Annotated in this window: 29 protein-coding genes; 7 read left to right on the top strand and 22 right to left on the bottom strand. The window is 71.1% G+C overall.

Annotated features, from left to right (window positions below):
• Nucleotides 1-10 precede the first annotated feature (10 nt).
• Entirely contained in the window at nucleotides 11-307 is a 297-nt protein-coding gene (locus AB0J42_RS22515; protein ID WP_364297375.1) for a PLD nuclease N-terminal domain-containing protein, read from the top strand.
• 88 nt (nucleotides 308-395) lie between these two features.
• Here the strand turns inward: AB0J42_RS22515 and ccsB are convergent, their stop codons facing one another.
• From ccsB to AB0J42_RS22485, 6 genes are read right to left on the bottom strand one after another with little or no spacing between them, the layout of a single operon-like run.
• Nucleotides 396-1,337, bottom strand: coding sequence for a c-type cytochrome biogenesis protein CcsB (gene ccsB / locus AB0J42_RS22510; protein WP_364297373.1), 942 nt, complete (start codon nucleotides 1,335-1,337; stop codon nucleotides 396-398).
• Nucleotides 1,327-2,883 (bottom strand): cytochrome c biogenesis protein ResB, encoded by a 1,557-nt coding sequence (locus tag AB0J42_RS22505; protein WP_364297371.1) that lies wholly within the window; start codon nucleotides 2,881-2,883, stop codon nucleotides 1,327-1,329. Before AB0J42_RS22505 ends, ccsB begins: the two co-directional genes overlap by 11 nt.
• Entirely contained in the window at nucleotides 2,883-3,605 is a 723-nt protein-coding gene (locus tag AB0J42_RS22500) for a cytochrome c biogenesis protein CcdA (protein WP_364297369.1), read from the bottom strand. Before AB0J42_RS22500 ends, AB0J42_RS22505 begins: the two co-directional genes overlap by 1 nt.
• Nucleotides 3,598-4,164: a TlpA disulfide reductase family protein gene (locus AB0J42_RS22495; protein WP_364297367.1), complete on the bottom strand. Its 567-nt coding sequence runs from the start codon at nucleotides 4,162-4,164 to the stop codon at nucleotides 3,598-3,600. The genes AB0J42_RS22500 and AB0J42_RS22495 overlap by 8 nt, the downstream gene beginning before the upstream one ends.
• Nucleotides 4,165-4,219: 55 nt before the next feature.
• The gene (locus AB0J42_RS22490; RefSeq protein ID WP_364297365.1) at nucleotides 4,220-4,861 is read right to left on the bottom strand and encodes a histidine phosphatase family protein; all 642 of its coding nucleotides are present in this window, start codon (nucleotides 4,859-4,861) and stop codon (nucleotides 4,220-4,222) included.
• Nucleotides 4,862-4,914: 53 nt separating this feature from the next.
• Nucleotides 4,915-5,835 (bottom strand): LysR family transcriptional regulator, encoded by a 921-nt coding sequence (locus AB0J42_RS22485; RefSeq protein ID WP_364297363.1) that lies wholly within the window; start codon nucleotides 5,833-5,835, stop codon nucleotides 4,915-4,917.
• 190 nt (nucleotides 5,836-6,025) lie between these two features.
• Here AB0J42_RS22485 and AB0J42_RS22480 point away from each other — a divergent pair, with 190 nt between their 5' ends.
• Together AB0J42_RS22480 and AB0J42_RS22475 are read left to right on the top strand one after the other, a co-directional pair.
• Nucleotides 6,026-6,928, top strand: coding sequence for an EamA family transporter (locus AB0J42_RS22480; RefSeq protein ID WP_364297361.1), 903 nt, complete (start codon nucleotides 6,026-6,028; stop codon nucleotides 6,926-6,928).
• 272 nt (nucleotides 6,929-7,200) lie between these two features.
• Nucleotides 7,201-7,944: a tyrosine-protein phosphatase gene (locus AB0J42_RS22475; protein ID WP_364297359.1), complete on the top strand. Its 744-nt coding sequence runs from the start codon at nucleotides 7,201-7,203 to the stop codon at nucleotides 7,942-7,944.
• Between the two features lie 208 nt (nucleotides 7,945-8,152).
• Here AB0J42_RS22475 and hemL read toward each other — a convergent pair whose 3' ends face one another.
• The 7 genes from hemL to AB0J42_RS22440 all read right to left on the bottom strand — a co-directional run bounded on the left by hemL (nucleotide 8,153) and on the right by AB0J42_RS22440 (nucleotide 15,582).
• A complete protein-coding gene (gene hemL / locus AB0J42_RS22470; protein WP_364297357.1) occupies nucleotides 8,153-9,442 on the bottom strand; it encodes a glutamate-1-semialdehyde 2,1-aminomutase in 1,290 nt (429 codons plus the stop codon).
• A gap of 9 nt (nucleotides 9,443-9,451) precedes the next feature.
• Nucleotides 9,452-10,084 (bottom strand): bifunctional DNA primase/polymerase, encoded by a 633-nt coding sequence (locus AB0J42_RS22465; protein ID WP_364297355.1) that lies wholly within the window; start codon nucleotides 10,082-10,084, stop codon nucleotides 9,452-9,454.
• A 132-nt stretch (nucleotides 10,085-10,216) separates the two neighbouring features.
• Nucleotides 10,217-11,200, bottom strand: coding sequence for a porphobilinogen synthase (hemB, locus tag AB0J42_RS22460; protein WP_364297353.1), 984 nt, complete (start codon nucleotides 11,198-11,200; stop codon nucleotides 10,217-10,219).
• Nucleotides 11,197-12,744 (bottom strand): uroporphyrinogen-III synthase, encoded by a 1,548-nt coding sequence (locus AB0J42_RS22455; RefSeq protein ID WP_364297351.1) that lies wholly within the window; start codon nucleotides 12,742-12,744, stop codon nucleotides 11,197-11,199. Before AB0J42_RS22455 ends, hemB begins: the two co-directional genes overlap by 4 nt.
• Nucleotides 12,741-13,655 (bottom strand): hydroxymethylbilane synthase, encoded by a 915-nt coding sequence (gene hemC, locus AB0J42_RS22450; RefSeq protein WP_364297349.1) that lies wholly within the window; start codon nucleotides 13,653-13,655, stop codon nucleotides 12,741-12,743. Before hemC ends, AB0J42_RS22455 begins: the two co-directional genes overlap by 4 nt.
• On the bottom strand, nucleotides 13,652-14,908 hold the full coding sequence (locus tag AB0J42_RS22445) for a glutamyl-tRNA reductase (RefSeq protein ID WP_364297347.1): 1,257 nt from the start codon (nucleotides 14,906-14,908) through the stop codon (nucleotides 13,652-13,654). Before AB0J42_RS22445 ends, hemC begins: the two co-directional genes overlap by 4 nt.
• Entirely contained in the window at nucleotides 14,905-15,582 is a 678-nt protein-coding gene (locus tag AB0J42_RS22440) for a redox-sensing transcriptional repressor Rex (RefSeq protein ID WP_364297345.1), read from the bottom strand. The genes AB0J42_RS22445 and AB0J42_RS22440 overlap by 4 nt, the downstream gene beginning before the upstream one ends.
• A gap of 127 nt (nucleotides 15,583-15,709) precedes the next feature.
• On the opposite strand from AB0J42_RS22440, the gene AB0J42_RS22435 reads away from it, so the two are divergent.
• The gene (locus AB0J42_RS22435) at nucleotides 15,710-15,955 is read left to right on the top strand and encodes a glutaredoxin family protein (RefSeq protein ID WP_364297343.1); all 246 of its coding nucleotides are present in this window, start codon (nucleotides 15,710-15,712) and stop codon (nucleotides 15,953-15,955) included.
• 30 nt (nucleotides 15,956-15,985) lie between these two features.
• Here AB0J42_RS22435 and AB0J42_RS22430 read toward each other — a convergent pair whose 3' ends face one another.
• Nucleotides 15,986-17,530, bottom strand: coding sequence for an antibiotic biosynthesis monooxygenase (locus tag AB0J42_RS22430; RefSeq protein WP_364297341.1), 1,545 nt, complete (start codon nucleotides 17,528-17,530; stop codon nucleotides 15,986-15,988).
• Between the two features lie 179 nt (nucleotides 17,531-17,709).
• Here AB0J42_RS22430 and AB0J42_RS22425 point away from each other — a divergent pair, with 179 nt between their 5' ends.
• Genes AB0J42_RS22425 through AB0J42_RS22415 form a run of 3 tightly spaced genes read left to right on the top strand, consistent with a single transcriptional unit; the run spans nucleotide 17,710 to nucleotide 19,938 of the window.
• Nucleotides 17,710-18,357, top strand: a complete 648-nt coding sequence (locus AB0J42_RS22425; RefSeq protein ID WP_364297339.1) for a sigma-70 family RNA polymerase sigma factor — start codon at nucleotides 17,710-17,712, stop codon at nucleotides 18,355-18,357.
• A 54-nt stretch (nucleotides 18,358-18,411) separates the two neighbouring features.
• Nucleotides 18,412-19,056: a DUF5667 domain-containing protein gene (locus AB0J42_RS22420; protein WP_364297337.1), complete on the top strand. Its 645-nt coding sequence runs from the start codon at nucleotides 18,412-18,414 to the stop codon at nucleotides 19,054-19,056.
• Nucleotides 19,057-19,065: 9 nt separating this feature from the next.
• The gene (locus AB0J42_RS22415; protein WP_364297335.1) at nucleotides 19,066-19,938 is read left to right on the top strand and encodes an HAD-IB family hydrolase; all 873 of its coding nucleotides are present in this window, start codon (nucleotides 19,066-19,068) and stop codon (nucleotides 19,936-19,938) included.
• On the opposite strand, the gene AB0J42_RS22410 is transcribed toward AB0J42_RS22415, so the two are convergent.
• From AB0J42_RS22410 to AB0J42_RS22375, 8 genes are all read right to left on the bottom strand, one after another.
• Nucleotides 19,935-20,942, bottom strand: coding sequence for an LCP family protein (locus tag AB0J42_RS22410; RefSeq protein WP_364297333.1), 1,008 nt, complete (start codon nucleotides 20,940-20,942; stop codon nucleotides 19,935-19,937). The genes AB0J42_RS22415 and AB0J42_RS22410 overlap by 4 nt on opposite strands.
• A gap of 94 nt (nucleotides 20,943-21,036) precedes the next feature.
• Nucleotides 21,037-21,618 carry an RNA polymerase sigma factor gene (locus tag AB0J42_RS22405; protein WP_364297331.1) on the bottom strand — a complete coding sequence of 194 codons (582 nt, stop codon included), beginning with the start codon at nucleotides 21,616-21,618 and terminating at the stop codon, nucleotides 21,037-21,039.
• A gap of 68 nt (nucleotides 21,619-21,686) precedes the next feature.
• On the bottom strand, nucleotides 21,687-22,481 hold the full coding sequence (locus AB0J42_RS22400; RefSeq protein WP_364297329.1) for an SDR family oxidoreductase: 795 nt from the start codon (nucleotides 22,479-22,481) through the stop codon (nucleotides 21,687-21,689).
• A gap of 57 nt (nucleotides 22,482-22,538) precedes the next feature.
• A complete protein-coding gene (locus tag AB0J42_RS22395; RefSeq protein ID WP_364297541.1) occupies nucleotides 22,539-23,411 on the bottom strand; it encodes a lysophospholipid acyltransferase family protein in 873 nt (290 codons plus the stop codon).
• A 38-nt stretch (nucleotides 23,412-23,449) separates the two neighbouring features.
• On the bottom strand, nucleotides 23,450-24,457 hold the full coding sequence (locus AB0J42_RS22390) for an NAD-dependent epimerase/dehydratase family protein (protein ID WP_364297327.1): 1,008 nt from the start codon (nucleotides 24,455-24,457) through the stop codon (nucleotides 23,450-23,452).
• Between the two features lie 22 nt (nucleotides 24,458-24,479).
• Nucleotides 24,480-24,578 carry an AURKAIP1/COX24 domain-containing protein gene (locus AB0J42_RS22385; protein ID WP_018654693.1) on the bottom strand — a complete coding sequence of 33 codons (99 nt, stop codon included), beginning with the start codon at nucleotides 24,576-24,578 and terminating at the stop codon, nucleotides 24,480-24,482.
• Nucleotides 24,579-24,754: 176 nt separating this feature from the next.
• Nucleotides 24,755-24,958 (bottom strand): helix-turn-helix domain-containing protein, encoded by a 204-nt coding sequence (locus AB0J42_RS22380; protein WP_026214222.1) that lies wholly within the window; start codon nucleotides 24,956-24,958, stop codon nucleotides 24,755-24,757.
• 312 nt (nucleotides 24,959-25,270) lie between these two features.
• Nucleotides 25,271-26,053: a phosphatase gene (locus tag AB0J42_RS22375; RefSeq protein WP_364297325.1), complete on the bottom strand. Its 783-nt coding sequence runs from the start codon at nucleotides 26,051-26,053 to the stop codon at nucleotides 25,271-25,273.
• Nucleotides 26,054-26,062: the final 9 nt, after the last annotated feature.

The following is a 26,062-nucleotide window of genomic DNA, read 5'->3' as shown; positions in this document are numbered from 1 at the left end:
CAGTTCGGGCATGGCAGGTGTTCTAATCGGCCTGGCTCTTCTGGCCTTCTGGCTGTTCTCGCTGTTCGATGTCATCACGACCCCCGACGAAGAGGTCCAGCAGTCCCCCAAAGCCGTCTGGTTGATCATCGTGGCCGCGGTCCCCATCGTGGGCGGCGTCTTCTGGATGATGCGTGGCCGGCCCAGGGCGACCGTCGCCGCGGGACCGGTAGCCGGCAACGCCGGAGCCGCCCCCAAGGGCCCCGACGACGACCCCGACTTCCTGAAGGAACTCGACCGCCGCCTGCGCGGTGAGCCGGAGAACTGAGCTTCCCCCGGCTCCCCCGCCCTACCCCCCTCCGACCAGTATTTGCCGAAGTTTTACGGCCAGGGCCGCACAGTGCCGTGCGACCCGGTCAGGCGTAGCTGTGCAGCCCTGAGATGAAGATGTTCACGCCGAACAGGTTGAACAGCAGGCACGCCAGGGCGATGAGCTGCACGATCGTCGCCTTGTGCCCGCGCCAGCCCGCGGTGACCCGCGCGTGGAGGTAGGCCGCGTAGCCGATCCAGGTGATGAAGGACCAGACCTCCTTCGGGTCCCAGCCCCAGTAGCGGCCCCACGCCTTGTCCGCCCAGAGCGCGCCCGCGATCACCGCGAACGTCCACACCGGGAAGGCCAGCACGATGGCCCGGTGCGCCACCCTCTCCAGGTCGGCCCGGGCCGGCAGCCTCGACAGCCCGTCGCCGCGGATCAGGTAGAGGATGCCCGACGCCCCTGCCAGGAAGAACAGGCCGCTGGCCACGATCGCGGCCGTCACGTGGATGGCGATCCAGTACGAGTTGAGCGCCGGCACCACCGGGCCCGCCGCCGTGTAGAACTGCAGCACGGCCAGCCCGAGCCCGAGCGCCCCCGCGAGCATGACGAAGGCCCCGAGGTAGCGGATGTTCTGCCGGAGCTGGGCCACCAGGAACGTGGTCACGACGGCCAGGCAGATGGCCACCACGAACTCGTACAGGTTGCCCCACGGCCAGCGCTCGACGGCGAGGCCGCGCGTGACGAGGGCGGCCAGGTTGGCGGCCCAGCCGATCCAGGCGATGACCAGCCCGGCGAGGCCCGCCTTGGGCGCCCAGGACGGCGGTTCGATCCCCTCGGCCGGCTCCGTGTCGCTCTCGGCCGTCTCCGGCCCGGCCGCTCCGACGGCCGCCGGGACCCGGGCGCCGCGCCGTACCTGAGAGGCGTCGCGGCGCGCCCGCCCGAAGGCGAGCTCCACCGCGAAACCGATCATTGCGGCCAGGTAGAGCAGGACGGCGGCGACCACCAACAGGTCGCTCAGCTCTGCCAGTGTCTCAGCGGACATCCTTGTCTCCTGCTAGTTCCTTGACGATGTCGTCGAACTCCTCGGCGAACCCGGCCGCGGAGCCTTCGGTGCGGGTGAGCCCGCCCACGTCCACCGTGCCGTCCTTGACCCGCACCCACACCCGCCTGCGGCGGATCATGAGCGAGAGCGCGATGGCGACGGTCGCGACGGCCGCCGACAGCAGGGCCGGGAGCCGGCCGGGGTCGTGGGCGATCTGGAGCGTGATCCACTCCTTGACGCCGGTGAACTCCAGCTTGCCCGCCCCGCCGGGCAGCTCCAGGGACTTGCCCACGGCCAGCGGGTCGCCCGCGGACTCACCCATCACCAGCGGGTCGAGCTTCTGCATGATCTCCGGCGGCGCGAGCTCGTACACCGACTGCGGCCGGCCCGAGTCCAGCCCCAGATCGCCGCTGAACGCGCCGAGGACCTGCACCTCGGGGTTGACGGCGGCGGGGAAGGACGAGGCGTGGCCGCCGTCCGTGAGCGGCGTGCTGGTCGGCAGGAAGCGGAGCAGGAACCCGAGCTGCGACGGCCGGGCGTCGGGCACCTTCACCACGCAGCCGGAGGTGAGCGTGGCCTTGTCCTCGATGAGGCACGGCACCGCCCCCTCGAAGGCGACCTGCCCCTCGCCGTCGGTCACCCGGAGGACGGGGGCGTAGCCGTGGCCGATGAGGTAGGTCAGGGTGCCGTTGACGTCGAGCGGCTCGTTGACCTTCAGCTCGTAGTCGCGCTCGGGCGCGCCCGGCGCGTCGCTGACCTTGAGATGGGCGGAGAAGTCGAGCTCCTGGCCCGCCTTGTCGCCGCCGAACTGGTAGCTGGCCTCGAAGTCGCTCAGCTCGAACGCGAACGGCTCCAGCGACTCGGCGCTCACCCGCGCCCCGGGCATGTAGCGGTCGTAGGCGGCGACGGTGTTGGCGAACCCGTCGCCCTCGACCACGAGCACGTTGCCCCGGTAGCCGTAGACCGAGCCGATGCCGACGGCGAGCAGCAGGCCGACCAGCGCGATGTGGAAGAGCAGGTTGCCGGTCTCGCGCAGGTAGCCCTTCTCGGCGGCCACCCAGCCGTCTCCGGTGACCACCCGGAAGCGGAGCCGGCGCAGGCGCTTGGCGGCCTCCTCGGCGGTCAGGTCGCTCGTGAAGGCGGCGTGGTGCGGCAGCCGCGACAGGTTGCGCGGCGCCGCGGGCGGCTTGCGGCGCAGCTCGCGCAGGTACGTGACGGTACGCGGGACGATGCAGCCGATCAGCGAGGTGAACAGCAGCAGGTAGATGGCCGCGAACCAGACGGAGCTGAAGACGTCGAAGAGCTGGAACCGCTCGTACCACTCGGCCAGGCCGGGGCTCTCCTCGTACAGGAGCGCCACCTTGTCGGGCTCCACGCCGCGCTGCGGGATCAGCGAGCCGGGGATGCTGGCCAGCGCGAACAGGAACAGCAGGATCAGCGCCGTCTTCATCGAGGTGAGCGACCGCCAGGTCCAGCGCAGCCAGCCCACCGGCCCGAGCCCCGCCCTCCGGGGCTCCTGCTCCTTCTTCAGCTCGGAGACCGTCATCAGATCACCGGCCTGAAGCCGCCGATGAGGCCCTGCATGGCCGCGATCATCTCGCCCCACAGCCCGGTCACCAGGGCCAGGCCGACGGCGACCATCATGCCGCCGCCGATCCGGGTGATCAGCCGGGAGTGCTTGCGGATGGCGCGGAAGGTGCGCAGCGCCTTGCTGTAGGCCAGGGCGGCGGCCACGAACGGCAGCCCGAGCCCCAGCGCGTAGGCGACGGCCAGCAGCGCGCCGCGCGAGGCGCTGCCCTCGTTCAGCCCGAGCGTGAGCACCACCGCCAGGGTGGGCCCGATGCAGGGCGTCCAGCCGAGCCCGAACACCACGCCGAGCAGCGGCGCCCCGGCGAGCCCGGCGGCGGGCACCTTGTGGATCCGCACGTCGCGCATCAGCCACGGGAAGACGCCCAGGAACGCCAGCCCGAGCACGATCGTCAGCACGCCGAGCACCCGTGTGATGAGGTCGGCGTTGACCAGCAGCGTCTGCCCGAGCTGCCCGAACAGCGCGCCGCTGAGCACGAACACGGCCCCGAACCCGGCGACGAAGAGCGTGGTGCCGAGCACCAGCCGCCCCCGCCGGGGATCGTCGCTCATGCCCGTCACGTACGAGAGATAGCCCGGTACCAGCGGCAGCACGCACGGCGACAGGAACGACACCAGCCCCGCCAGCGCCGCGATCGGCACGGCCAGCAGCAGGGAGCCGGAGGCGACGAGCTCACTCATCACGCACCTTGACCACCGCGTCCTTCAGATCGGTGTAACGGACGGCGCCGAGCGCCCTGGCGGCGATCCTGCCCTGCTTGTCGATGATGAGCGTGGAGGGGATGGCGGCGGGCGGCACCGTGCCCTGGAAGGCCAGCGCGACCTTGCCCGGCTGGTCGTAGATGCTCGGGTAGCCCGTGTCCTGGGCGCGCTCGAAGGCCAGCGCGTCGGCCTTGCGGTCCTTGAAGTCGACGCCGAGGAACTCGACGCCGGTGTCCTTGGTCTCGGCCGCGACCTCCTTGAGCACCGGTGCCTCGGCCCGGCAGGGCGCGCACCAGGATGCCCAGAAGTTGAGCACGACGACCTTGCCCTTGTGCGCGGCAAGCGAGGCCGTGCCGCCGTCGAGGGTCGGGCCCTCGACCGCGGGCGCGGGCTTGCGCTCCGCGGCCTCGAACACCTGCATCTTCCCGTCGCCCGCGACGAATCGCGTGTCGCCCGCCTGCGGTTGCCCGCTCTGGCTGCCCGCGCATCCGGTCACCAGAGCGGCGAGAAGGATCAGGGAGATGGACTTCACGCGCACGGGAGAAGATCTCCTTGTACTACAACCGGTAGAGCTTGCAACTCTACCGGCGTCATCAGGCGCCCGGGACGCTGGGGCCCCGCTCGATCGACCCGGCCGGCTCGCTGTAGCCGACGCTGACGAGCCGGTCGCCCTCGAAGGTGAACGTGGTCAGGCTGGCCAGCGCGCACTGCCTGCGCCGGGGGTCGTGCCAGAGCCTGCGCCGGCCCTCCGCGGCCATCCGGACGGCCCAGATCGGCAGTTGGTGGCTGACCATGATGATCTCGTGGCCGCGCCATTCCTTCCGCGCGTCGTCGATGGCCGCGCGCATCCGCGCCACGATCGCGGGGTACGGCTCGCCCCAGGACGGGCGCATCGGGTTCCAGAAGTAGCGGTAGTTGCGCGGGCTGCGCAGGATCTGCAGGCCCTGGCCGACGGCCCGGCCCTGCAGCAGGTTCTCGGCCTCCAGCAGCCGGTCGTCGATGATCACCTCAAGCCCGTGGACGGCCGCGACCGGCGCCGCGGTCTCGCGGGCCCGTTCGAGCGGCGAGCTGTAGACGGCCGCGATGTCGCGGCCGGACACCGCCTTGGCGACGGTCTTGGCCATCAGCTCGCCCGTCTCGGACAGGTGATAGCCCGGCAGCCTGCCGTAGAGGATGCCGCCGGGGTTGTGCACCTCACCGTGGCGCAGCAGGTGGACGACGGTGGTTTCAGCCATGGTGCCGCCCAGCTTATCCGCTCTTGAGCGCCGTTCCCGGCTGCTGAGCGTCCTCAGCCGGACGCCCAGCCGTTCTCCGCGCCGCTGCTGGCCCGTACGAGGGCGTCGACCGTCGCCCTGATGGCCGGGCGGCGCGCCGCGTCGCTGCGCCAGAGCGCGGAGATGCGGCGGGTCTGCCGCGGCAGCAGGGGGATCAGGCGGACCCCCGGCGGCACCGGGTCGCGGCCCAGGCGCGGCACGATCGCGCAGCCGAGCCCGGCGGCGACCAGTGCGAGCTGGGTCGGGTACTCGTCGGCCATGTAGGTGATCTCGGGCTCCAGCTCGGCGCTGCGCAGCGTGAACACCAGCCAGTCGTGGCAGATGGTGCCGGGCGAGGAGCTGATCCACCGCTCGCCGGAGAGCGCCGACAGCTCGATCTCCTTGCTGCCGGCCAGCGGATGGTCCGCGGGGAGCGCCACGTCGGCCACGTCGTCGAGGAGCGTCTTCCTGGACAGGCCGTCGGGGAAGGGCATCGGCCGGTTCAGCCAGTCCTGCACGATCACCAGGTCCAGCTCTCCCCTGGCGACCTCGCGGATCACCCTCTCGGGCTCCCGCTCGTACAGCTGCACCGACAGGTCGGGGTGGCGCTGCCTGAGCTCGGCCAGCGCGGCCGGGAGCAGGCCGCGGGCGGCGGTCGGGAACGCGCCCACGTTGAGCCTGCCGACGACCTCGCCGCGCAGCGCCTCGAAGTCGGCCTCGGCGGTCTCGACCAGGGCGAGGATGCGCTCGGCGTGCTCGGCGAGCAGCCCTGCGGCGTCCGTCAGGCGGACCCCGCGCCCGTTCCGCTCGACCAGCCGCGCGCCCGTCTCCCGCTCCAGCTTGGCGATCTGCTGCGACACGGCCGAGGGGGTGACCATCAGCGCGTCGGCGGCGGCGCCCACCGAGCCGTAGACGTGCACGGCGTGCAGGGCCTTGAGCCGGTTCAGGTCCAACATGTAAGCGAGTCTAAAGCGTTGAGGGTAGAAAGTCTCGCTTGTCCTTCATTCTGTAGCAATGGAAAATAGTTGCCATGAGAATCCTTAAGCATAAGAAGAAGCCCTACCAGTCCACCCCCTACCTCAAGACCCTCGCCCAGCAGGCACGCGAGCTCCGCTCCCGCAAGACCGCCTGAGCCCGCGACCCGCCGTGACCACCCTCCGCCCCCTCCACCTGGCGCTCGCCATCGGGCTGGCGGCCGTATGGGGCGTCAACTTCGTCGTCATGCAGGTGGGGCTGGAACACTTCCCGCCCCTCCTCTACGCGGGCCTCCGGTTCGCGATGGCGGCCTTCCCCGCACTCCTCCTGGCCGGCCGCCCGGCGGTGCCCTGGCGCTGGGTCGCCGCCGTCGCCGCCACCCTCGGGGCCGGCCAGTTCGGCCTGCTGCTGGTCGGCATGCGGGCCGGCATGCCCGCCGGGCTCACCTCGCTGGTCCTGCAGATGCAGGTGCTCTTCACCATCCTGTTCGCGGTGACGCTCCTCGGCGAACGCCTCACCACCCGCCGCGTCCTCGGCCTGACCGCCGCCTTCGGCGGCCTCGCCCTCGTCGCCCTCGACTTCGGCGCCTCCGGCCCCATCGGCGCCTTCGCCCTCTGCGTCGCCGCCGCCGCGGCCTGGGGCCTCGGCAACGTCGCCCAGCGCAGAGCCGCCCCGCCGGACGCGCTCCGCTTCATGGTCTGGGTCAGCGCCCTGTCGTCCCCGCCGCTCCTGCTCCTGTCCCTCTGGCTGGAAGGCGTCCCCGACCTGGCCTCTCCCCTGGAGGGCTGGCTGTCCCTCCTGTACGTGGCCTTCATCTCGACACTCGGCGGCTTCGGCCTCTGGGGGTTCCTCCTGCGCCGCTACGACGCCTCCACAGTCGCCCCCTACACACTCCTGGTCCCCGTCTTCGGCATGACCTCGGCCGCCCTCTTCACCGGCGAGCCCCTCACCTGGCTCAGGATCGCGGCAGGCGCGTTGATCGTCACCGGCGTCCTCTACGCGGGCACCCGGCCCCGGCGTCGTGCCGAGGTCGTCAGCCCGCGAACCCGAGAGGAGATCGCGCTGGCGGAGTAGGGCGGATCCGGGGTCGGCAGATCGGGGATTGAGAGCTCGGCAGATCTGGGACTCGGAGCCCGGCAGATTCGGGACTCGGAGCCCGGCAGCTTGGCGACTCGATCTACGGCAGATTGGCGACTACAAGCCCGGCAAATCTGGGACTGGAGGCGCGGCAAGCTTGGGAAAGCGCCGACACCAGCCGACCTCAGAGCGACCCGATCTTCACCTCGCCGGTGATCAGACAAGCCACTGAGGTCGAACATAACCGGCTTTATCCACATCTATCGTTTATGGACTTCATCGATGTGGACAGCGAGCGGGAACGGCACCTCGACTGGGACGGCTGCTTCAACATCCGAGACCTCGGCGGCATCCCCATCCCCGGCGGCGGAACCACCCGGCGCAAGGCCGTCATCCGATCGGACAACCCCGAGCGGCTCACCCCCGAAGGATGGTCGGCCCTCGTCGCCCACGGCGTCCGGACCATCGTCGACCTGCGCGACCCCGCAGAGCACCGAGCCGACACCCACCCCAGGCCCGCAAGCCTGACCACCGTGCACGTGCCGCTGGACGACTCGGACGACACCCCGTTCTGGAACCGGATCCGGGACGACCAGCTCGACGGATCGCCGCTCTACTACCGGCCGTTCCTGGAGCACAAGGCCGAACGGTGCGCCGCCGCACTGACCGCCGTCGCCCGCGCCCAGCCGGGCGGCGTCCTCATCCACTGCGGACTCGGCCGCGACCGCACCGGCCTCATCGCCATGCTCCTGCTCGCCCTCGCCGGAGCCAGCCCGGACGACATCGCCGCCGACTACGAACTGAGCGCCTCCCGCCTTCCCCCGCTCTTCACCGCCCTGGGCCTCGACGACCAGACCGAGACGATCCGCAACATCCTGGCCCGCAGGAACACGACAGCCCGCGCCGCCCTGCTCGCCGCTCTGGACGGACTCGACGTGGCGGAACGGTTACAGCAGGCAGGCTTGTCCCCTCAGGATGCCCAGGCCATTCGTGGTCGCCTGCTCGACGCTTGAAAGAGACGCCTCACACACGGGGGTCAGGTCCAGCCCGCACTCGGCGGCACATTGGCCAGACCGAAGGGCCTCACACACGGGGGTGCAGGGGGCCGGGAGGCCCCTTGCCAAGGGGTGCGGGGAGCTCGGCTCCCCGCTGAGCACAGCCCGAGCACGATCGGCGCGGAGCGCCTGACGGGCGAGGACCTTGCTTTTCAGCCCGGCAAAGTCAGAGAACCGCCGCGGCGGCCTTGGCGGCGGCCGGGAGAGCCTCACCGATCCGGTTCAGGGCGGCGTCGTCGTGGGCGGCCGACAGGAACCACGCCTCGTAGGCCGACGGCGGCAGGTAGACGCCCCGGTCGAGCATGGCGTGGAAGAACGCCGTGTAGGCCGCCGTGTTCTGCGTCTGGGCGTCGGCGAAGTTCGTGACCTGGCGGTCGGTGAAGAAGATGGAGAACAGGCTGCCCGCCGTCTGCAGCCGGTGCGGCACCCCGGCGGCCGTCAGCGCCTCGGTGGCGGCCTGGGCGACGGTGCGGGCGGCGGCGTCCACCTTGGCGTAGGCGTCGTCGTCGAGGGCGCGCAGGGTGGCCAGCCCGGCGGCGCAGGCCAGCGGGTTACCCGACAGCGTCCCCGCCTGGTAGACGGGCCCCTCGGGCGCCAGATGAGCCATGACCTCGGCCCGCCCCCCGAAGGCCGCCGCAGGAAGCCCGCCGCCCATGACCTTGCCGAACGTCATCAGGTCAGCGTCGACCGGGTCCAGCCCGTACCAGCCGGAACGCGAGACCCGGAAGCCCGTCAGCACCTCGTCCACGATGAGCAGCGCCCCGTGCCGGTCGCACAGCTCGCGCAGCCGGGAGTTGAAGCCGTCGAGCGGCGGCACGACGCCCATGTTGGCCGGGCACGCCTCGGTGATCACGCAGGCGATCTCGGCCGCCGAGAAGGCCTGCTCCACGAGGTCGATCGCGTTGTAGGGCAGCACGATCGTGTCGGCCGCGGAGGCGCCGGTCACGCCGGGGGTGTCGGGCAGCCCGAACGTCGCCACCCCGGACCCGGCAGAGGCCAGCAGCGCGTCGACGTGCCCGTGGTAGCACCCGGCGAACTTGATCACCTTGGACCTCCCGGTGAACCCGCGGGCCAGCCGCACCGCGCTCATCGTCGCCTCGGTGCCGGAGCTGACCAGCCGCACCTTCTCCACGGGCGCCATCCGGGCGACGATCTCCTCGGCGAGCTCCACCTCTCCGGGGGTCGCGGTCCCGTACGAGAAGCCGCGCGCGGCGGCCTCGGCCACCGCCTCCGCGACCGCCGGGTGGCGGTGTCCCAGGATCATCGGCCCCCACGAGCACACCAGGTCGACGTACTCGTTGCCGTCGGCGTCGGTGATCGTGGCTCCCTGGCCGGAGACCATGAAGCGCGGCGTGCCGCCGACCGCGCCGAACGCGCGGACCGGCGAGTTCACCCCTCCCGGCACGACGGCGCTGGCGCGGGCGAACAGGTCCTCGGAGTTCTGTGTACGGCTCACGCGACCAGGTTAGTCGGCCAGTACCTCGAGGACCCTGAGCGGGTCGGGGAGCGGGCGGCCGTCGGGCGGCCGGAGCCAGGAGACGGGCTGGCCGGTGGGAAGGGTGGAGGGCGGTGCCAGAACGTAGCTGTCGCGGCAGTGCCAGCGCAGGCCGGGGGTGTCTTCGATGGTGGCCGGGACGCAGTCGAGCTGGCAGGTCCACCACTCGTCCTCGTCCTCGGGGTTGCCCCGGGTGGCCACGTAGAACAGAACCCGGTCGCCGTTGGCGGCGACCGGGCCCGATGGAGTCTCTCCGCTGTCGATCTTGCTGAGGGCCGGCAGGCCGGCGGAGAGCGGCACGTCGAACACGTCGAACACGCGGCCGGTCGGCAGGATGATGTTGGCTTCGGGGTCGCTCTGCCACCAGCGGGTGAGCTGGGCCGTGTCGGTCGTGGCCTGGAGGCTCCAGGCGGGTGAGAGCGGGTGAGCGCCGGGGTTGGGACAGCCGACCCGGTCACAGGAACAGGCGCGCGGTCCGTGGCGCAGCGGGTGCGCGCCCCGCACGACAGGCCATCCCAGCGCCGCGTAGTTGAGTACGGATTCGAGTCGACTATGCCGCCGCGTCCGTTTTCTGGTACGGCGAGCCAGAGGTACCCCCACCATGGTGTCTCCCGTCAAGATCCCCGTGCTTGCGGCAGCCCCGTTACCTGCGGCCTAGCGCGCACTCGGGACACACCAGCACTTCTCATGGCACTCTAACGCACAGGCCTCAGGGGTTGACCGGAAACCCCTGGGTTAGAGACGGCGCGCCACCTCGGTCGCCCAGTAGGTCAGGATCAGGCCAGCCCCGGCGCGTTTGATGGAGACCAGCGATTCCATGATCATCCGCTCGCGGTCGACCCAGCCGTTGGCGGCGGCGGCCTCGATCATCGCGTACTCGCCGCTCACCTGGTAGGCGGCGACGGGCACGTCCACCTCGTCGCGGAAGCGGCGGATGACGTCGAGGTAGGACAGCGCGGGCTTGACCATGACGATGTCGGCGCCTTCGGCCAGGTCGAGCCGGACCTCGCGGAGCGCCTCCTCCACCGCGCCCGCCGGATCCTGCTGGTGGCTGGCCCGGTCGCCGAACTGCGGCGCGCACTCGGCGGCGTCGCGGAACGGCCCGTAGAAGGCGGAGGCGTACTTCGCCGAGTAGGCCATGATCGGCAGCTCGGCGAAGCCCTCGGCGTCGAGCACCGCCCGGATGGCCCCGACCTGCCCGTCCATCATGCCGCTCGGCGCGATCACCTGGGCGCCCGCCCTGGCCTGCGCGACCGCGATGGACGCGTAGCGCTCCAGGGTGGCGTCGTTGTCGACCTCACCGGCGTCGGTGAGGATGCCGCAGTGGCCGTGATCGGTGAACTCGTCGAGGCAGGTGTCGGCCATCACCACGAGGGCGTCGCCTACCTCGGCGCTCACCTCGCGCAGCCCTGCCTGGAGGATGCCGTCGGGGTCGTCGGCGGCCGAGCCGCGGGCGTCCTTGACCGCGGGCACGCCGAACAGGATCACCCCGCCCACCCCGGCCTCGGCGGCCTCCAGCGCGGCCTTCCGCAGCGAGTCGAGGGTGTGCTGGTAGACGCCGGGCATCGAGGCGACCGGGTTCGGCTCGGTGATGCCCTCCTTGACGAACATCGGGAGGATCAGGTCGGCGGGGTGCAGCCGGGTGCCGGCGACCATCCTGCGCAGCGCCGGAGCGCGGCGCAGCCGCCGCGGGCGGGCCACCGGGAACTCGGCGCTCACTTGGCGGTCCTCCTCCTGGCTCCCCGGCGCATCTGGGACGGCTTGCGCAGCGTCTCGCCCGCGGCCAGGGCCGCCGACCGCCGCTTGGCGCCGAACTCCGCGAGCGCGGCCGCCAGGTGGGAGACGGACGGCTTGTCGGCCATGACGTCGACCCGCAGCCCGAACTCCTCGGCCGTCCGCGCCGTCTGCGTCCCGATCACCGCGATGACCGTGACGTTGTGCGGCTTGCCGGCGATGCCGACGAGGTTGCGTACGGTCGAGGACGAGGTGAACAGCACCGCGTCGAACCCGCCGCCCTTGATGGCCTCGCGGATCGGCGCGGGCGGCGGCGCGGCCCGGACGGTCCGGTAGGCGGTGACGTCGTCGCACTCCCAGCCCAGCTCGGTGAGCCCGGCCACGAGCACGTCGGTGGAGATGTCGGCCCTGGGCAGCAGCACCCGGTTGATCGGGTCGAGCATCGAGTCGTACGGCGGCCACTCCTCGACCAGGCCCTCCGACGACTGCTCGCCGGACGGCAGCAGGTCGGGCTTGACGCCGAAGTCGATCAGCGCCTGCGCGGTGGCGTCGCCGACCGCGGCGACCTTGAGCCCGGCGAAGGCACGCGCGTCGAGGCCGTACTCCTCGAACTTCTCGCGCACCGCCTTGACGGCGTTGGTGCTGGTGAAGGCGACCCACTCGTAGCGGCCGGTGACCAGGCCCTTGATGGCCCGGTCCATCTGCTGCGGGGTGCGCGGCGGCTCGACCGAGATGGTCGGCACCTCCTCCGGCACCGCCCCGTACGAGATGAGCTGCTCGGAGAGGGCCTGGGACTGCTCGCGGGTCCGCGGCACCAGCACCCGCCAGCCGAACAGCGGCTTGGTCTCGAACCACGACAGCGTGTCGCGCATGCCGACGCCCTCGCCCACGACGATGAGGGCGGGCTCGGTCAGCGCGGCGTTCTTCAGGTCTGCCTGCAGCTTGCCCAGCGTGGACACCACCGTGTGCTGGTCGGTGGTGGTGCCGGAGGCGGTGACGGCCACCGGCGTGGTGTCGGGCTTGCCCCCGGCGATCAGCGCCTTGGCGACCGGCGCCGCCTCGGCCACGCCCTGGTAGATGACGAGCGTGCCGGGACAGGCCGCGTGGGAGGCCCAGTCCTGGTCGCGGGCGGCGTTCACGATGCGGAACTCGGGCATCGACTCCGTGGTGGCGATGCCCGCGTAGCCGGGCACGGCGGTCGCCGACGGCACGCCGGGCACGACCTCGAAGTCCACCTCCGCCGCGGCGCAGGCCGCGGCCTCCTCGGAGATCGAAGAGAACAGCATGGGATCCCCCTCGCACAGACGCACCACGACGCGGCCGGCGGCGGCGTGGCGGAGATAGTCGCCCTCGACCACCTCCACCTCGGGCCGGCTGTGCCGCAGCAACGGCCGGTGCCTTTCGTCGCCCAGCACGACGACGTCGGCCTTGCCGAGCAGTTCGGCACCACGCAGGGTGAGGAGGTTCGGGTCACCGGGCCCGGCGCCTACGAACGCGACGAGTCCAGAGGTCGGACGATCGGAGCTCAATGGGAATGCTCCCCCATCAATCTGTCGGCTCCTTCGTGAAGCATCTCGGCCGCGAGCCGGCGTCCGAGATCGTCCGCTTCCGAAGGAGAGCCGGCGGTGGACTTGCGGACCGCCTGACGGCCGTCGATGGCGACGACCGCGGCGGTCAGGTGAAGAGTCTGCCCATCATCGATGCCGAACGCACCCACGGGGGCAGAACAGCCGGCTTCGAGCGCGGCCAGGATGGACCGCTCGGCGGTCACCGCGGAGCGGGTCCGCGGGTCGTCGAGCCGGCCCAGGAATTCGACCATATCCTCTCGTTCGGAGAGACACTCCACGGCGAGCGAGCCCTGGCCGGGCGACGGCAGCATCTCGTCGACCTCGAAGATGTTCGCGATCTCGGCCGTACGCCCGATCCGGGTCAGGCCCGCCGAGGCGAGCACGACCGCGTCCACCTCGCCGTCGGCGATCTTGCCGATGCGGGTCTCGGCGTTGCCGCGAATCGGCACGTACTCCAGGTCGGGCCGGAGCGCGCTGAGCATGGCGACGCGGCGCGGCGAGCCGGTGCCGACGCGGGCGCCCGCGGGCAGGTCGAAGAACTTGGTCGGCCCGACGAGCGCGTCGCGGTGGTCGTGGCGGACGGGCAGCGCGGCCAGCGAGATCCGCGGGTCGGGCTTGGTCGGCAGGTCCTTCAGCGAGTGGACGGCGAAGTCGATCTCGCCCTGCAGCAGCTTGTCGCGGAGCGCGCTGACGAACACGCCCGTGCCGCCGAGCTGGGCCAGGTGGGCCTTGCTCACGTCGCCGAACGTGGTCACGCCGACGAGCTCGATGGCGCGCCCGGTCTTCTCGGTGTACGCGTCGGCCACCATCCGCGACTGCGTGGTGGCCATGTTGCTGCGACGAGTGCCCAGCTTCAGGGGCTGCGAGGTCACAGCTCTACCTCCCTTACCGCTTCAGGCATCTTCGGATCGAGGTCGAACAGCTCACGCAGCGCTTCCGCGTAGTGATCACCGCCCGGCGAGGTGGCGAGCCGCTTGACCCGCACGGTCGGTTCGTGCAGGAGCTTGTCGACGACCCGCTGCACGGTCAGGGTCACCTCGTCCTTGGTCTTCTCGTCCAGGCCGGGCACCCTCATCATCAACCTGCCCAGCTCGGACTCGACCACGCCCGCTGCCTTGCTCCTTAGCGCCACCACGGTCGGGGTGACGCGGGCGGCGCGGGCGGCGTCGAGGTAGGCGGCCAGCTCCTCGGCGACGAGCTTGCGCACCTCGCGCACGGCGTCGCCCTCGCGGGAGCCGATGCCGGACTCACGGATCGTCTCCAGGTCGACCAGGGTGACGCCGGGGACGGCGCGCACGCCCGGGTCGATGTCGTGGGGCAGCGCCAGGTCCAGCATGAACACGCCGCGCGTCACCATGTCGGCGGTGATCACGTGGCGTCCGCCGCCGGTGCAGGTGATGACGAGGTCGGCGCGGGCCAGCTCCTCGCGGACCGCGGAGAACTTCACCGCCCGGCCGCCGACGGTCTCGGCCAGCCGCGCGCCTCGCTCGTACGTACGGTTGGCGATGACGATGTCGGTGACCCCGGCGCGCGCCAGCGTGGCGGCGGCCAGGGAGCTCATGGAGCCGGCGCCGATCACCAGGGCGCGCCGCCCGGGCAGCTCGCCGGCGAGGGCGAGACCGGCGGTCACGAGGGAGGCGCCGGCCTTGTCGATGCCGGTGTCGGTCTGGGCCCGCTTGCCCACGCGCAGCGCGTACTGGGCGAGCTCGTTGAGGGTGGCGCCGACGGTGCCGTGCTTCTGCGCGAGCTTGAGCGCCTGGCGGACCTGGCCGAGGATCTGGCCCTCGCCGACCACCATGGAGTCGAGGCCGCACACGACGGAGAACAGGTGCTCGACGGCCCGTTCCTCGTAGTGCACGTACAGGTGCGGGGTCAGCTCGTCGACGGGCACGCCGGAGTGGCGGCTCAGCAGCTCGGTGACGGCGGTGACGGCGGGGTGGAAGCGGTCGACGGCGACGTAGACCTCCACCCTGTTGCAGGTCGAGACCACGAAGGTCTCGGCCACGTTGGAGTCCTTCTGGACGTCGCCCAGGAGCTTGACCAGCGCTTCGCCGGCCACCGACACGCGCTCCAGCATGGCCACCGGTGCCGTCCGGTGGCTGAGCCCGATGGTCAGCACGCTCATTGCGTGTCCACTGCCATGAGTGGCCCCCCAGCCTTGCGTTGCTCGTGGAACGCGAGAATCTGCAGTTCGATGGAGAGATCGACCTTCCGGACGTCGACCGAGTCCGGGACCGTGAGCACGACAGGGGCGAAGTTGAGGATGCTGGTCACCCCAGCGGCAACTACACGATCGCACACTTCCTGTGCCGCTGCCGCCGGTGTCGCCAGAACCACGATCGAAACTCCACGCCGCTTGATCACGGCTTCCAAATCGTCGATATGGTCAACATTCAACCCCGCGATGGTGTCGCCCACTACTTCGGGGTCGGCATCGAGCATTGCAGCGATACGGAAACCCCGGGAAACGAACCCTCCGTAGTTGGCCAGGGCGCGCCCCAGGTTGCCGACGCCGATGATGGCGACGGCCCAGTCCTGGGTCAGGCCGAGCTCGCGGGATATCTGGTAGACGAGGTACTCCACGTCGTAGCCGACGCCGCGGGTGCCGTACGAGCCGAGGTGCGACAGGTCCTTACGGAGCTTCGCGGAGTTGACCCCGGCCGCGGAGGCCAGGTCCTCGGAGCTGACCGTCGGTATCCCGCGCTCGGCCAGTCCGTGCAGTGCCCGCAGGTAAAGCGGCAGCCTGGCGACCGTTGCGTCGGGAATGCCCCGATCGCGGGGATGGGACGGGCTCTTCACGTGCGGGAGCTCCAGGGGAACGGGCGGCCCGGGCCGCGGGGTGGCATCGAACTGTCTTTCAGGTTAATCCTTTTGTGAACCGATGCACAAAGTAATCACCCTGTCCAGGGGCGCTACGGTGGGTGATATGCATCGCATCACCCTCATCGGCAAGCCCGGCTGCCACCTGTGCGACGACGCCCGGGAGATCATCGCCCGGGTGGCCGGCGAGCTGGGCGTCACCTGGGAGGAACTGAACATCGAGACCTCCGAGGAGCTGCGCGAGCGCTACTGGGAGATGATCCCGGTGACGCTCGTCGACGGTGTCCAGCACGACTTCTGGCGCGTCTCCGAAGACCGGCTGCGGGCCGCGCTGACCGCGCCGCGCTCCTAGAACATCACCGCTCCTAGAACATCACCGCTCCTAGAACATCACCGTCGGCAGCGGCACCACCTTGGCCGCGTTGATGTCGAGCTCGATGACGTTGGTGGCCAGCACCATGGCCTGCCGCTCGTTGACGAACCGCTCCACGTGCGGCTGGCGCTGGTGGTCGCGGTAGGCCACCTCGTCGCGGTAGATCTCGTAGACGATGCGCTGCAGGGGCGCCGACTTGACCGAGTGGCAGGCGTACACGAGCGTGTCCGGCTCGTTCTTGCGCACCGCGTCGACGGTCTGCTCGGCGAGCTGGTCGAAGGCGGGGCCGGTGCCGTCGATGAGCGTGAAGACGGTGAGCATGCCGTAGATGTTCGGCGACAGCTTCCCCGACGGGCCCTGCCCGGCGGGCTGGACGGCCGGCTGCGGGCCGGTCACCGGCACGCGCGGGGTGAACACGTCCGCCCCCGGGTAGATCGCGCCGGTCGCGGGCCCCTCGTCGGCCATCGGCGGCGGCGCGGGCTCGGAGTGGACGCCGTTCATCACGTAGCCCGTGGCCGGGCCGGCGTCGGGCAGCGCGTGGTCCTGCGGCATCCTGCCCCCGTAGCCGGTCTCGGGCGGCGCGTGGCCCTGCGGCGTCCTGCCCCCGTAGCCGGCGTCAGGCTGGGCGTGGCCCTGCGGCGTCCTGCCTCCGTAGCCGGTCTCTCCCGTGGCCGGGCCCCGGGACATCCGGGCCGCGTAGTCGGTCTCGCCCGTGGCGCGGTACTCGGCCACCAGGTCGCCCAGCCCCGAGCTGCGCGGCCGCGGCGGGACCGGGGCGGGCCCGTGCGGGCTCGCGGCGACCGGCTCGGGCTCCATCCGGTGCCCCGCCGGGCGCCGTTCCTGGCGCGGCTCGTCGTCGAAGTCGTCGAAGTCGTCGTCGTCCTCGTACGGGGCCAGCGGGCGCAGCACGCAGTACCAGATCGCGGCGGCGGCGACGACCAGCAGCACGGTCGTGATCACGCCGGGCACCGCGAACCGCATCCCGCCCATCAGGGCCAGCCCGGACGGCACGATGACCAGCGAGGCGTGCAGGTTGTCGGTGTCGTACTCGTCGCCGTCGCGCCAGCGCAGCGCGGCCACCACCACCGCGACCGCCATGATCAGCGCCGCCACCACGTGCGCGCCGACCAGCAGGTAGTCGGGGATGATCGCCCAGTGCGTCGCCGCCTTCGGCAGGGTCTTGCCCATCTCATCGGAGCGGAGCGGGTCCATGATGAGGATCACCGACGCCGTGACCGTGTAGGCGCTGCCGAGCAGCCAGGCCAGGAACTTCGGCGGCGTCTTCTCCGCCAGCAGCTGGATCAGCCCGATGGCCATCCAGAGCGGCGCCAGCAGCGACCCGGTCAGCTGGAAGAGCTTGAACGTCACGGCGCCGAACCCCACCACGTGGCCGATCCCGATCACGGTGAGTGACAGGCACAGTGAGCCGGCTGCAACGGTCCAGGCGATCAGCCATCCCTCGCTCTCCTCACGCAACCGCGTGACCAGCGCGCCCGTGGCGATGGCGGCCAGGAGCGCACCTGCGAAAGCGATGACAGCAACGAGGATCTCCATGGTGACTCCAATGCTGCCGGACAAAGCCTCCCAGCCGGTAGCCGAAGAGGGAACTGGTTGGTCCCACACCGTATCTGCCGCTTACTGGAAGTCATGCCACGGGCAAGTGGATTGTGCAATTTCCGGTTGATTTCTAGAGTGTTCGAGCACGCCGCACCCCTTACCCGTAGGGATACCGGATGCCTGACTCGTGGCCGTTCTCCGGGGTCCTCGCGCCGGCTGTCGCCGCGCCGAGCCGGACGACCGAGCCTGACGTGCGTGAAGACCGTGACACCGCCGATGACGACCTGCGCACCCTGGTGCTGCATGCCAAGACCGGAGACTCGAACGCCTTTGGCACGCTCTACGACCGATATGTGGATCTCGTCTACCGCTACATCTATTTCCGGGTCGGCTCCCACCCGCTCGCCGAGGACCTGACCAGCGAGACCTTCCTGCGCGCGCTCCGCCGGATCGCCGATTTCACCTGGCAGGGCCGCGACTTCGGCGCGTGGCTCGTGACCATCGCCAGAAACCTGGTCACCGACCATTACAAATCCGGCCGCTACCGGCTGGAGATCTCCACCGGCGAGGTCCTCGACGTCCCGCTCGACGGGCCGCACATCCCGGAGAACGCCGTGGTCGACGCCATCATCAACGACCGGGTGCTGCGCGCGGTCCGCGACCTCAACCCGGAACAGCAGGAGTGCGTGGTGCTGCGGTTCCTGCACGGCCTGTCGCTCGCGGAGACCGCGCTGATCATGGGGAAGAAGAGTGGAGCGATCAAAGCCCTCCAGTTCCGGGCCGTGCGCTCGCTGGCCAGAGCACTCAAGCATGACCTCGCGTAACCCGCCGCCCCGCAGCGTCGTTAGGCAGGTGTCAAAGCAGCGCAGGGAGCGGCCATGAAGAGGGCGCGCAGATCGCGCGAACGGGTGCTCGACCACCTCACCGAGCTGAGCGAGCGCCCGCTGGGCGGCGGCCCCGACCCCGCCTTCCGCGAGCGCCTGCGCGCCGAACTCGCCTCCGCCCGCGCCCTGGACCAGGCCCCGTCCCCGCGGCACGCCAGGCCGGCGCACCGGCGGCCGCGCCGCAGGCGGCCGTTGCTCGCGCAGCTCGCCTCGGCCGGCGCGGTCGTCACCCTCCTCCTGTCGATGGTCTCCACCTACCAGGCGGTGCCGGGCGACACGCTGTACCCGCTCAAGCGCGCCGCCGAGAGCACGCTGGTCCGTCTCACGACCGACGACGTGGTACGGGCCGAACGCGAGCTGGTGTCGGCCAAGACGCGTGCCAAAGAGGTGGCCCAGCTCCTCGGCGAGTCCGGCGAGGGCCCCCTGGTGGGCAGGACGCTGAAGGAGATGGAGCAGTCCACCCGGGCGGGCATAACGCGGCTGGAACGGGTCGAGCCGCGCTCCCCGAAGATCGGAAAGTTCGCCGAGTCGCAGAAGAACATGGTCGAACCGATGATCGAGAAGCTCGACGGCGACGAGCAGGATCAGGCCGTCGGGTACCTCGATTACATCGAGGGCCTGGTACCCCCGTCTGGGTAAGCTGAGCCCATGTGGCGGCTCATACGACGACGTAACGGTGCCGAGGCCGAGATCGCGGGCGAGGCCGCGGCGGCGGCAGCGGTCGTCATGCCGCCGGCCGAGCCCGACCTGCAGGCGGCGGCGTTCTTCGACGTCGACAACACGATGATGCGCGGCGCCTCGATCTACCACTTCGCCAGGGGGCTGGCCACCCGCGGCATGTTCAACACCCGCGACCTGGCGAAGTTCGCGATCGGCCAGGCGGTGTTCCGGGTGCGCGGCGCCGAGAACCCCGAGCACATCGCGGTGGCCCGCGAGACCGCGCTGGCGTTCGTCGCGGGCGCCAAGGTCGACGACGTGGTCCGGCTCGGCGAGGAGATCTACGACGAGGTCATGGCCGACCGCATCTGGGCCGGCACCCGCGCGCTCGCGCAGAGCCACCTCGACCAGGGCCAGCGGGTGTGGCTGGTGACCGCCACCCCCGTCGAGCTGGCCCGGGTGATCGCCCAGCGGCTGGGCCTGACCGGCGCGCTCGGCACCGTCGCCGAGAGCAAGGACGGCATCTACACCGGCCGGCTGGTCGGCGACCTGCTCCACGGGCCGGCCAAGGCCGAGGCGGTGCGCGCGCTGGCCCGCCGCGAAGGACTCGACCTGACCCGCTGCACCGCCTACAGCGACTCGGCCAACGACCTGCCGATGCTGTCGCTGGTCGGCCACCCGGTGGCCATCAACCCCGACAGCGAGCTGCGCGAGCACGCCAAGAAGCACGACTGGCCGATCAAGGACTTCCGCACCGGCCGCAAGGCGACGCTGACGGCGCTGCCGATCGCGGCCGGGGTCGGCGCGGTGGCCGGCGGGGTCGCCGCCGGCGTCGCGCTCCGCAGGCTCTACCGCTCCCGCTAGCGGAGCGAGGCGAAGAGCCGGTCGGCCTCGGGCTGCTTCCAGGCGATCCGGTTCGGCTCCTCCGGATGGGGGGCCCACGGGACGGTGAGCAGCTTCACCTCGCTGTCCTCCAGCGACATGGCGATCCCGACCATGCGCTCCACGTCGAGCCCGGTATCGGTGGTGACCGACTCCGCCATCACGGACGCGAACTCTCGAAGCCTGTCCGGGTGGCCGAGCAGCGTCTTGGCCTTCTCCACCAGGGCCCGGACCACGACCTGCTGGCGCTTGATGCGGGCGGTGTCGGAGCCGTCGCCGTAGTCGCGCAGCCGCATGTAGGCGGCGGCCTGCTCGCCGTCGAGCAGGCTCTTGCCGGCCGGGAGCGTCAGCTTGGCCTTCCGGTCGTCGACCGGCCGCTTGAGAGTGACCTCGACGCCGCCGAGCGCGTCGACGAGCCGCCCGAACCCGGCGAAGTCCACCTCCAGCATGTGGTCGATCCGGACGCCGGTCAGGCTCTCCACGGCCTGCACGGTGCAGGTCAGCCCACCCCGGGCGTACGCTGAGTTGATCATGTCGGTGCGGGCGGGCGCCGACCCGCAGGCGGGGAGCGCCACGTACGAGTCGCGCGGGATGCTGATCGCCCTGGCCTGCCCCCGGTCGGCGGGCAGGTGCAGCAGGACGATCGAGTCGGTGCGGCCCGGGTCGTCGGTGACGCGGGGGGCGGACCCCCGGTCGGTCCCCACCAGCAGCACGTTCAGCGCCTCGGTCACCTTGGCCGGGCGCGGACCGGCGGGATACGCCGCCGTCGCGTGCGGGCCCCCGAGCAGGAGTGCCGGCACCGCGAAGGCGGCGACCGTGGCCATGGCCGCGGCGGCGACCAGCACGGCGGCCATCCAGCCGCCCCGCCGGCGCTCCTTCCGCCCGGCCGCGGCGCGGAGCAGCCGCTCCCGCTGGCGCACGAGCGTCGCGGGAGGCCGGTGTTCCAGCCGCCTCCCGAAGTCCGCGAGCTTCTCCAGGTCGTTCATCGTCACTCCCCTCCCAGCATCGGGTTGGCGTCGCCGAGGGCCGCGCGGACCTTCCGCCTGCCGAAGCCCGCGAGCTTCTCCAGGTCGTTCACCGTCACTCCCCTCCCAGCATCGGGTTGGCGTCGCCGAGGGCCGCGCGGACCTTCCGCCTGCCCCTGTTGAGGCGGGAGCGCACGGTGCCGATCGGGATGCCGAGCGCCCGCGCGGCTTCCTCGTACGAGAGATCGCCCCAGGCGATGAGCAGCAGCACGTCGCGGTCCTTGGCGGGCAGCGCGGCCAGCGCGCCGGCCAGGCCGGGACGGGCGGCCTGCGCGGTCACCCCGGCGGCGACCCGGTCGGCCGGCGACTCCACGTCGGGGTCGACGGGGGCGCGGAGCAGGGCCCGGTAGCGGGCGGCCTCGGTGCGGTGGTGCCGGGAGACGAGCTTGGTCAGGATGCCGAACAGCCACGGCCGCGCGTCGGGATAGGACAGGTCGTAGCTGCGGCGCCGGGAGAAGGCGACCAGGAACGTCTCGCCGACCAGGTCCTCGGCGGGCTCCGGGCCGAGGCGGCGCGAGACGTACCGGTAGAGCATGCCGGAGTAGCGGTCGAAGAGCTCGGCGAACGCCTCGGGTTCGGTCAGCGAGGCGCCGATGAGCTCCGCGTCCGCGGCCCGGGTGGCGGGTTGTGTGATCATCTCCGCCCTTCTGCGGGGGGATCGGTCGAAGATGTCTCGCCACAACCCGCCATCCGGGTTCACGGCGGCTACAGCTCCTTGCGGAAGCCGCCGTCGACGGCCAGGTCGGCCCCGGTCGTGCTGGCCGAGCGCGGCGAGGCGAGCAGCGCGACCGCGTCCGCCACCTCCTGCGGGCGCACCAGCCTGCCGGTGACCAGGCGCATCATCTCCGGCGCGACCGAGGTGACGACGGTGGCCGCGTCGGCCCCGGCCATCGCGCTGATGACGTCGGCGGCGCCGCCCTCCTTCGTCCACCAGTCGGTGAGCACCGGCCCGGGCGAGATGGTGTTCACCCTGATGCCGCGCGACCCGTACTCCTCGGAGACGGCCTTGCTCACGTGGTTCAGCGCGGCCTTGGCGGCGCCGTAGTCGACGTTCATCGCACCCGGTTGGACGGCCGAGCCCGAGGAGATGTTCACGATCGACCCGCCGCCGCGCTCCAGCATGACGGGCACGGCGGCCCGGATCACGCGCACGGCCGAGAACAGGTTGAACTCGAACATCGCCTGCCAGTCGGCGTCCTGCGGCGTGAGGAACCCCACCCGCGGCAGCGTCACCCCGGGCGGCGGCCCGCCCGCGTTGTTGACCAGGACGTCCAGCCCGCCGAACTCCTCCACGGCGCGGGCCACCGCCCGCGCCGGCGCCTGCGGATCCATCAGGTCGGCGGCGACGTGCACCGCCTTCTCGGGAAGCTCCGCGGTACGGGTGCGGGACACGGCCACGACGTGGGCCCCCTCGTCGGCGAGGGTCCGGGCGACGGCCAGGCCGATGCCCTTGGACGCGCCGGTGACGAGCGCGACGCGGCCGGAAAGCTCAAGATCCATGATGTTCCCCTTCTTCTCTGTCGCCTGGAGAACACCGGCGCCGCCCGGACGGTTGCGCTAGAGGAAGGGCGGGAAAGCGTGGCCGCGGCGCAGCCCGAGCTGGTCGAGCATCTGCTGGATGACCTCGCGGACATGGTCGGTGAGGTTGAAGACCAGCATCGGGTCGTCGGCCGCGCCCGGATCGTACTCGTCCGTACGGATCGGCTCGCCGAACTCGATCAGCCACTTCGACGGCAGCGGCACCAGCCCGAGCGGGCCCAGCAGCGGGAAGAACGGGGTGACCGGCAGGTAGGGCAGCCCCAGCAGCCGGGCCAGCGGCTTCAGGTCGCCGATCTTCGGATAGATCTCCTCCGAGCCCACGATCGCGGTCGGCACGATCGGCACCCCGGCCCTGATCGCCGCGGCGACGAACCCGCCGCGGCCGAACCGCTGCAGCTTGTAGCGCTCGGAGAACGGCTTGCCGACGCCCTTGAACCCCTCAGGGAACACGCCGACCAGCTCGCCCTTGCGCAGCAGCCGTCCGGCGTCTTCGGGGCAGGCCAGCGTGTGGCCGGTCTTGCGGGCCAGGTGGCTGAGGAACGGCAGCCGGTAGACCAGGTCGGCGCCGAGCAGCCGGAGCGCCCGCCCCGCCTCGTCGTGCAGCGCCACCTGCATCATCAGCGCGTCGACCGGGAGCGTGCCGGCGTGGTTGGCCACGACCAGCGCGCCGCCCTCCTCGGGGACGTTCTTCAGCTCCAGCGCCTCGACCCTGAACCAGTGGCGGTAGACGGGCCGCAGCAGCTCCAGCAGCACCTTGTCGGTCAGCTCGGGGTCGTAGCCGAACTCGTCGACCTCGTAGTCGCCGGTCAGCCGCCGCCGCAGGAACGCCAGCACCTCGGCGACCGGGTCGGCGTCCTCGCCGTCGCGGGAGTAGGACGGCGCCGCGCTGATCGGGACGACCTTCGCCCCGTCCTCCTCGCGGGGAACGCTCACCAGCGGTTACCTCCGAACGGGCCTCCGAATGGGCGCAGCCCACGCGAGCGGAGGAAGTCGTCGAACGCGGCCGCGGTGGTGAACTTCGGCCGCCAGCCCAGCTCGGACTCCAGCGCCCCGGTGTCGACCACGCGGCCGTGACTCATGAGGCGGAGCTGCTCGGGAGAGTACTCGACCAGCCCGGCGCCTCGCGCGACGTTGCCCAGCAGCCGGAACGCGGGCGACGGCATGGCCAGCGGCAGCCGCCCGGCCCTGCGCACGCACTGCGACAGCAGCAGCACGCCTGCCCCGGCCACGTTGAACGTGCCGGGGTGATCCTCGGTCGCCATCCGGCGCAGCACCTCGACCGCGTCGTCCTCGTGGACGAACTGCAGCCGCGGGTCGAAGCCGAGCACCGTCGGCAGGACCGGCTGGGTGAAGTAGCGGGTCAGCGGCGAATCGACGCCCGGACCCATGAAGTTGGCGAAACGCAGCAGCGACACGCGGACGTCGGGGCGGCGGCGCGCGAAACCCCGCACGTAGCCCTCGACCTCCACCGCGTCCTTGGCGTAGCCGTGCTCCGGGCTGTCGTGCGGCTCCAGATCCTCGCTGAACACCGCGGGGTCACGCGGCGAGGAACCGTAAACAGCCGTGGTCGAGCGGACCACCACGCGCCGCACGGTCGCCGACCGCTGGCAGGCGCCGAGCAGCTGCATGGTGCCGATGACGTTGTGCTCTTTCATCGCGGCCCGGCCGGTGCTCCTGGACGGGGCGCTCACCAGGCTCATATGGACGACGGTGTCGATGTCGGCGGCCGCGAACACCTGGGCGATGTCGGGGCTGCGCAGATCCACCCGGACGAACTCCGTCCGGCCGAGGGGGATGCCGCCGTCCCCACGGGACGAGGGGGGCGGCACGGTGTCCACTCCGATGACGCGGCCGATGCCCGGATCGGCGGCCAGGACACTCGCCACCCGGGCGCCGATGTGGCGCGAGACCCCGGTGACGAGCACGTTGTGGGTCATCTGCGCCTCGCAGCTGCGTCGTCTACTTCTTGTTGCGCCGCTGGATGCGCGTCTTCTTGAGCAGCTTGCGGTGCTTCTTCTTGGCCATCCGCTTGCGGCGCTTCTTGATCACAGAGCCCACGGGACCCCCAGGTCTTGGTAGCACGTAAAGAATGCGTGCGAGCGCACGCAGGCTCACAGACTACCGGCGATCGACGGTAGATCGCCCCTTGGGGGTGAGCACCCGGCCGCGCGCCGCGGCCGGGCCTCTCCCGCGACTGCACTCACGGCGTGTCGCGACACGCCGCTACACCTGACTCAACCGGCCTCGATGTAGGCCTCGCGAAGATAGTCGTGCACCGCCTGTTCCGGCACCCGGAACGAGCGGCCGACGCGGATGGCCGGCAACTCGCCCGAGTGCACCAGTCGGTAGACAGTCATCTTCGACACTCGCATGACGGTGGCCACTTCAGCCACTGTCAGGAACTTCACCTCACTGAGAGGTCTTTCGCCTGCACCCATCGGACGCCTCTTCCGCACGTGTTTCCGGGTTATCCCCACTGGTGCCATTGCTCACGCACGTGTACTGCCGTCAGCGTAAGTCGGGACTGCGAGTGCGCAAACCCCCTAGTTTCTCAGGACGTTGATCCGCTTGTCAGCCGAATCCGGGAAATGGCAGGTCAACCACCATGTTCAGCGGCTCGTAGAGGTCTTGGAACTGTCCAGACTGCCACACATAAGAGTCGCCCGCGCTGTATCAAAAGTTGGCATAGGGGCTGCGAGCCGCTGGGAATGCAGGGGCGAAAAGACGGTATGAGGATGACCGTTTTGGACTCATAGGGCTGCTGTGACGCGTGTGACGACGCGTTCTGTGAGCGGTTCGTAGTAGCGGGGTAGCACGTTGTCATCGAGCGGCACCACCACTTCGATCTTGCCCTCGGCCTCTCCGACGAAGAGCCCGGGGTCGTTGCAGTCGGCGAATGCCACAGTGGGCACTCCCGCCTCTCCCGCTGCCCCTGCCCAGCCGTGGTCGGCGATAACCAGATCGGGCCGCTCGTCTCCCAGCTCGGCCAGCATGCGCTCCATCGGCTCCGCGTCGTGGGTGTGGACGAACGCGCCCCGGTCGTCGAGCATGGCCACCTCGCCGAGGTAGCGGATACGGCGCGGGCGGCCGAACCCGGAGTTCGAGTAGGTCCAGCCCTCGGCCGGGGTCAGCAGCCGCGCCCCGCGCTCCATGGCGAACCGGGCCAGCGGCAGGTGGATCGCCAGCAGCCCGGTGGGGTGGCCGGTGGCGAACAGCAGCCGCGGCTCCGGACGCGCCAGCGCGCCGGCGATCCGGTCGGCCATCGCGTCGAGCGCGTCGATGGTCCGCTCCGGGTCGATCGTGTCCTGGCCCCAGCGGTGGCCGGGGTCGGCGCTCACCCCCGCCGACTTGACCATGAGCGCCAGCACGTCGCGGAAGCTCCACGACTGCTCGAACGTCAGCCCGAGCATGTAGTAGGGGTCGCCGTTGGCGAGCGAGCTGTAGTGGTCGAGGTTGTTCTCTCGGGGAGTCGCGACATCGCCGGCGATGCGCGTCCGGATCAGATGCTCGCGGAGTTGGTCGCGGCTCAGCACAGATCTTCC

It is taken from the genome of Nonomuraea sp. NPDC049649 (assembly GCF_040675175.1).
In the GTDB taxonomy this organism is placed as follows: domain Bacteria; phylum Actinomycetota; class Actinomycetes; order Streptosporangiales; family Streptosporangiaceae; genus Nonomuraea.
This window is presented reverse-complemented; position numbering and strand designations above follow the sequence as displayed.

Coding starts and splice junctions, on each gene's coding strand:
- AB0J42_RS22490 (WP_364297365.1), bottom strand. CDS start 4,861: ATGGCTGAAACCACCGTCGTCCACCTGCTGCGCCACGGTGAGGTGCAC.
- AB0J42_RS22485 (WP_364297363.1), bottom strand. CDS start 5,835: ATGTTGGACCTGAACCGGCTCAAGGCCCTGCACGCCGTGCACGTCTAC.
- AB0J42_RS22445 (WP_364297347.1), bottom strand. CDS start 14,908: ATGAGCGTGCTGACCATCGGGCTCAGCCACCGGACGGCACCGGTGGCC.
- AB0J42_RS22400 (WP_364297329.1), bottom strand. CDS start 22,481: ATGGATCTTGAGCTTTCCGGCCGCGTCGCGCTCGTCACCGGCGCGTCC.
- AB0J42_RS22390 (WP_364297327.1), bottom strand. CDS start 24,457: ATGACCCACAACGTGCTCGTCACCGGGGTCTCGCGCCACATCGGCGCC.
- AB0J42_RS22410 (WP_364297333.1), bottom strand. CDS start 20,942: ATGAACGACCTGGAGAAGCTCGCGGACTTCGGGAGGCGGCTGGAACAC.
- AB0J42_RS22475 (WP_364297359.1), top strand. CDS start 7,201: ATGGACTTCATCGATGTGGACAGCGAGCGGGAACGGCACCTCGACTGG.
- AB0J42_RS22420 (WP_364297337.1), top strand. CDS start 18,412: ATGAAGAGGGCGCGCAGATCGCGCGAACGGGTGCTCGACCACCTCACC.
- AB0J42_RS22425 (WP_364297339.1), top strand. CDS start 17,710: ATGCCTGACTCGTGGCCGTTCTCCGGGGTCCTCGCGCCGGCTGTCGCC.
- AB0J42_RS22380 (WP_026214222.1), bottom strand. CDS start 24,958: ATGGGTGCAGGCGAAAGACCTCTCAGTGAGGTGAAGTTCCTGACAGTG.
- AB0J42_RS22435 (WP_364297343.1), top strand. CDS start 15,710: ATGCATCGCATCACCCTCATCGGCAAGCCCGGCTGCCACCTGTGCGAC.
- AB0J42_RS22515 (WP_364297375.1), top strand. CDS start 11: ATGGCAGGTGTTCTAATCGGCCTGGCTCTTCTGGCCTTCTGGCTGTTC.
- AB0J42_RS22500 (WP_364297369.1), bottom strand. CDS start 3,605: ATGAGTGAGCTCGTCGCCTCCGGCTCCCTGCTGCTGGCCGTGCCGATC.
- AB0J42_RS22405 (WP_364297331.1), bottom strand. CDS start 21,618: ATGATCACACAACCCGCCACCCGGGCCGCGGACGCGGAGCTCATCGGC.
- AB0J42_RS22430 (WP_364297341.1), bottom strand. CDS start 17,530: ATGGAGATCCTCGTTGCTGTCATCGCTTTCGCAGGTGCGCTCCTGGCC.
- AB0J42_RS22505 (WP_364297371.1), bottom strand. CDS start 2,883: ATGACGGTCTCCGAGCTGAAGAAGGAGCAGGAGCCCCGGAGGGCGGGG.
- AB0J42_RS22415 (WP_364297335.1), top strand. CDS start 19,066: ATGTGGCGGCTCATACGACGACGTAACGGTGCCGAGGCCGAGATCGCG.
- ccsB (WP_364297373.1), bottom strand. CDS start 1,337: ATGTCCGCTGAGACACTGGCAGAGCTGAGCGACCTGTTGGTGGTCGCC.
- AB0J42_RS22465 (WP_364297355.1), bottom strand. CDS start 10,084: ATGGTGGGGGTACCTCTGGCTCGCCGTACCAGAAAACGGACGCGGCGG.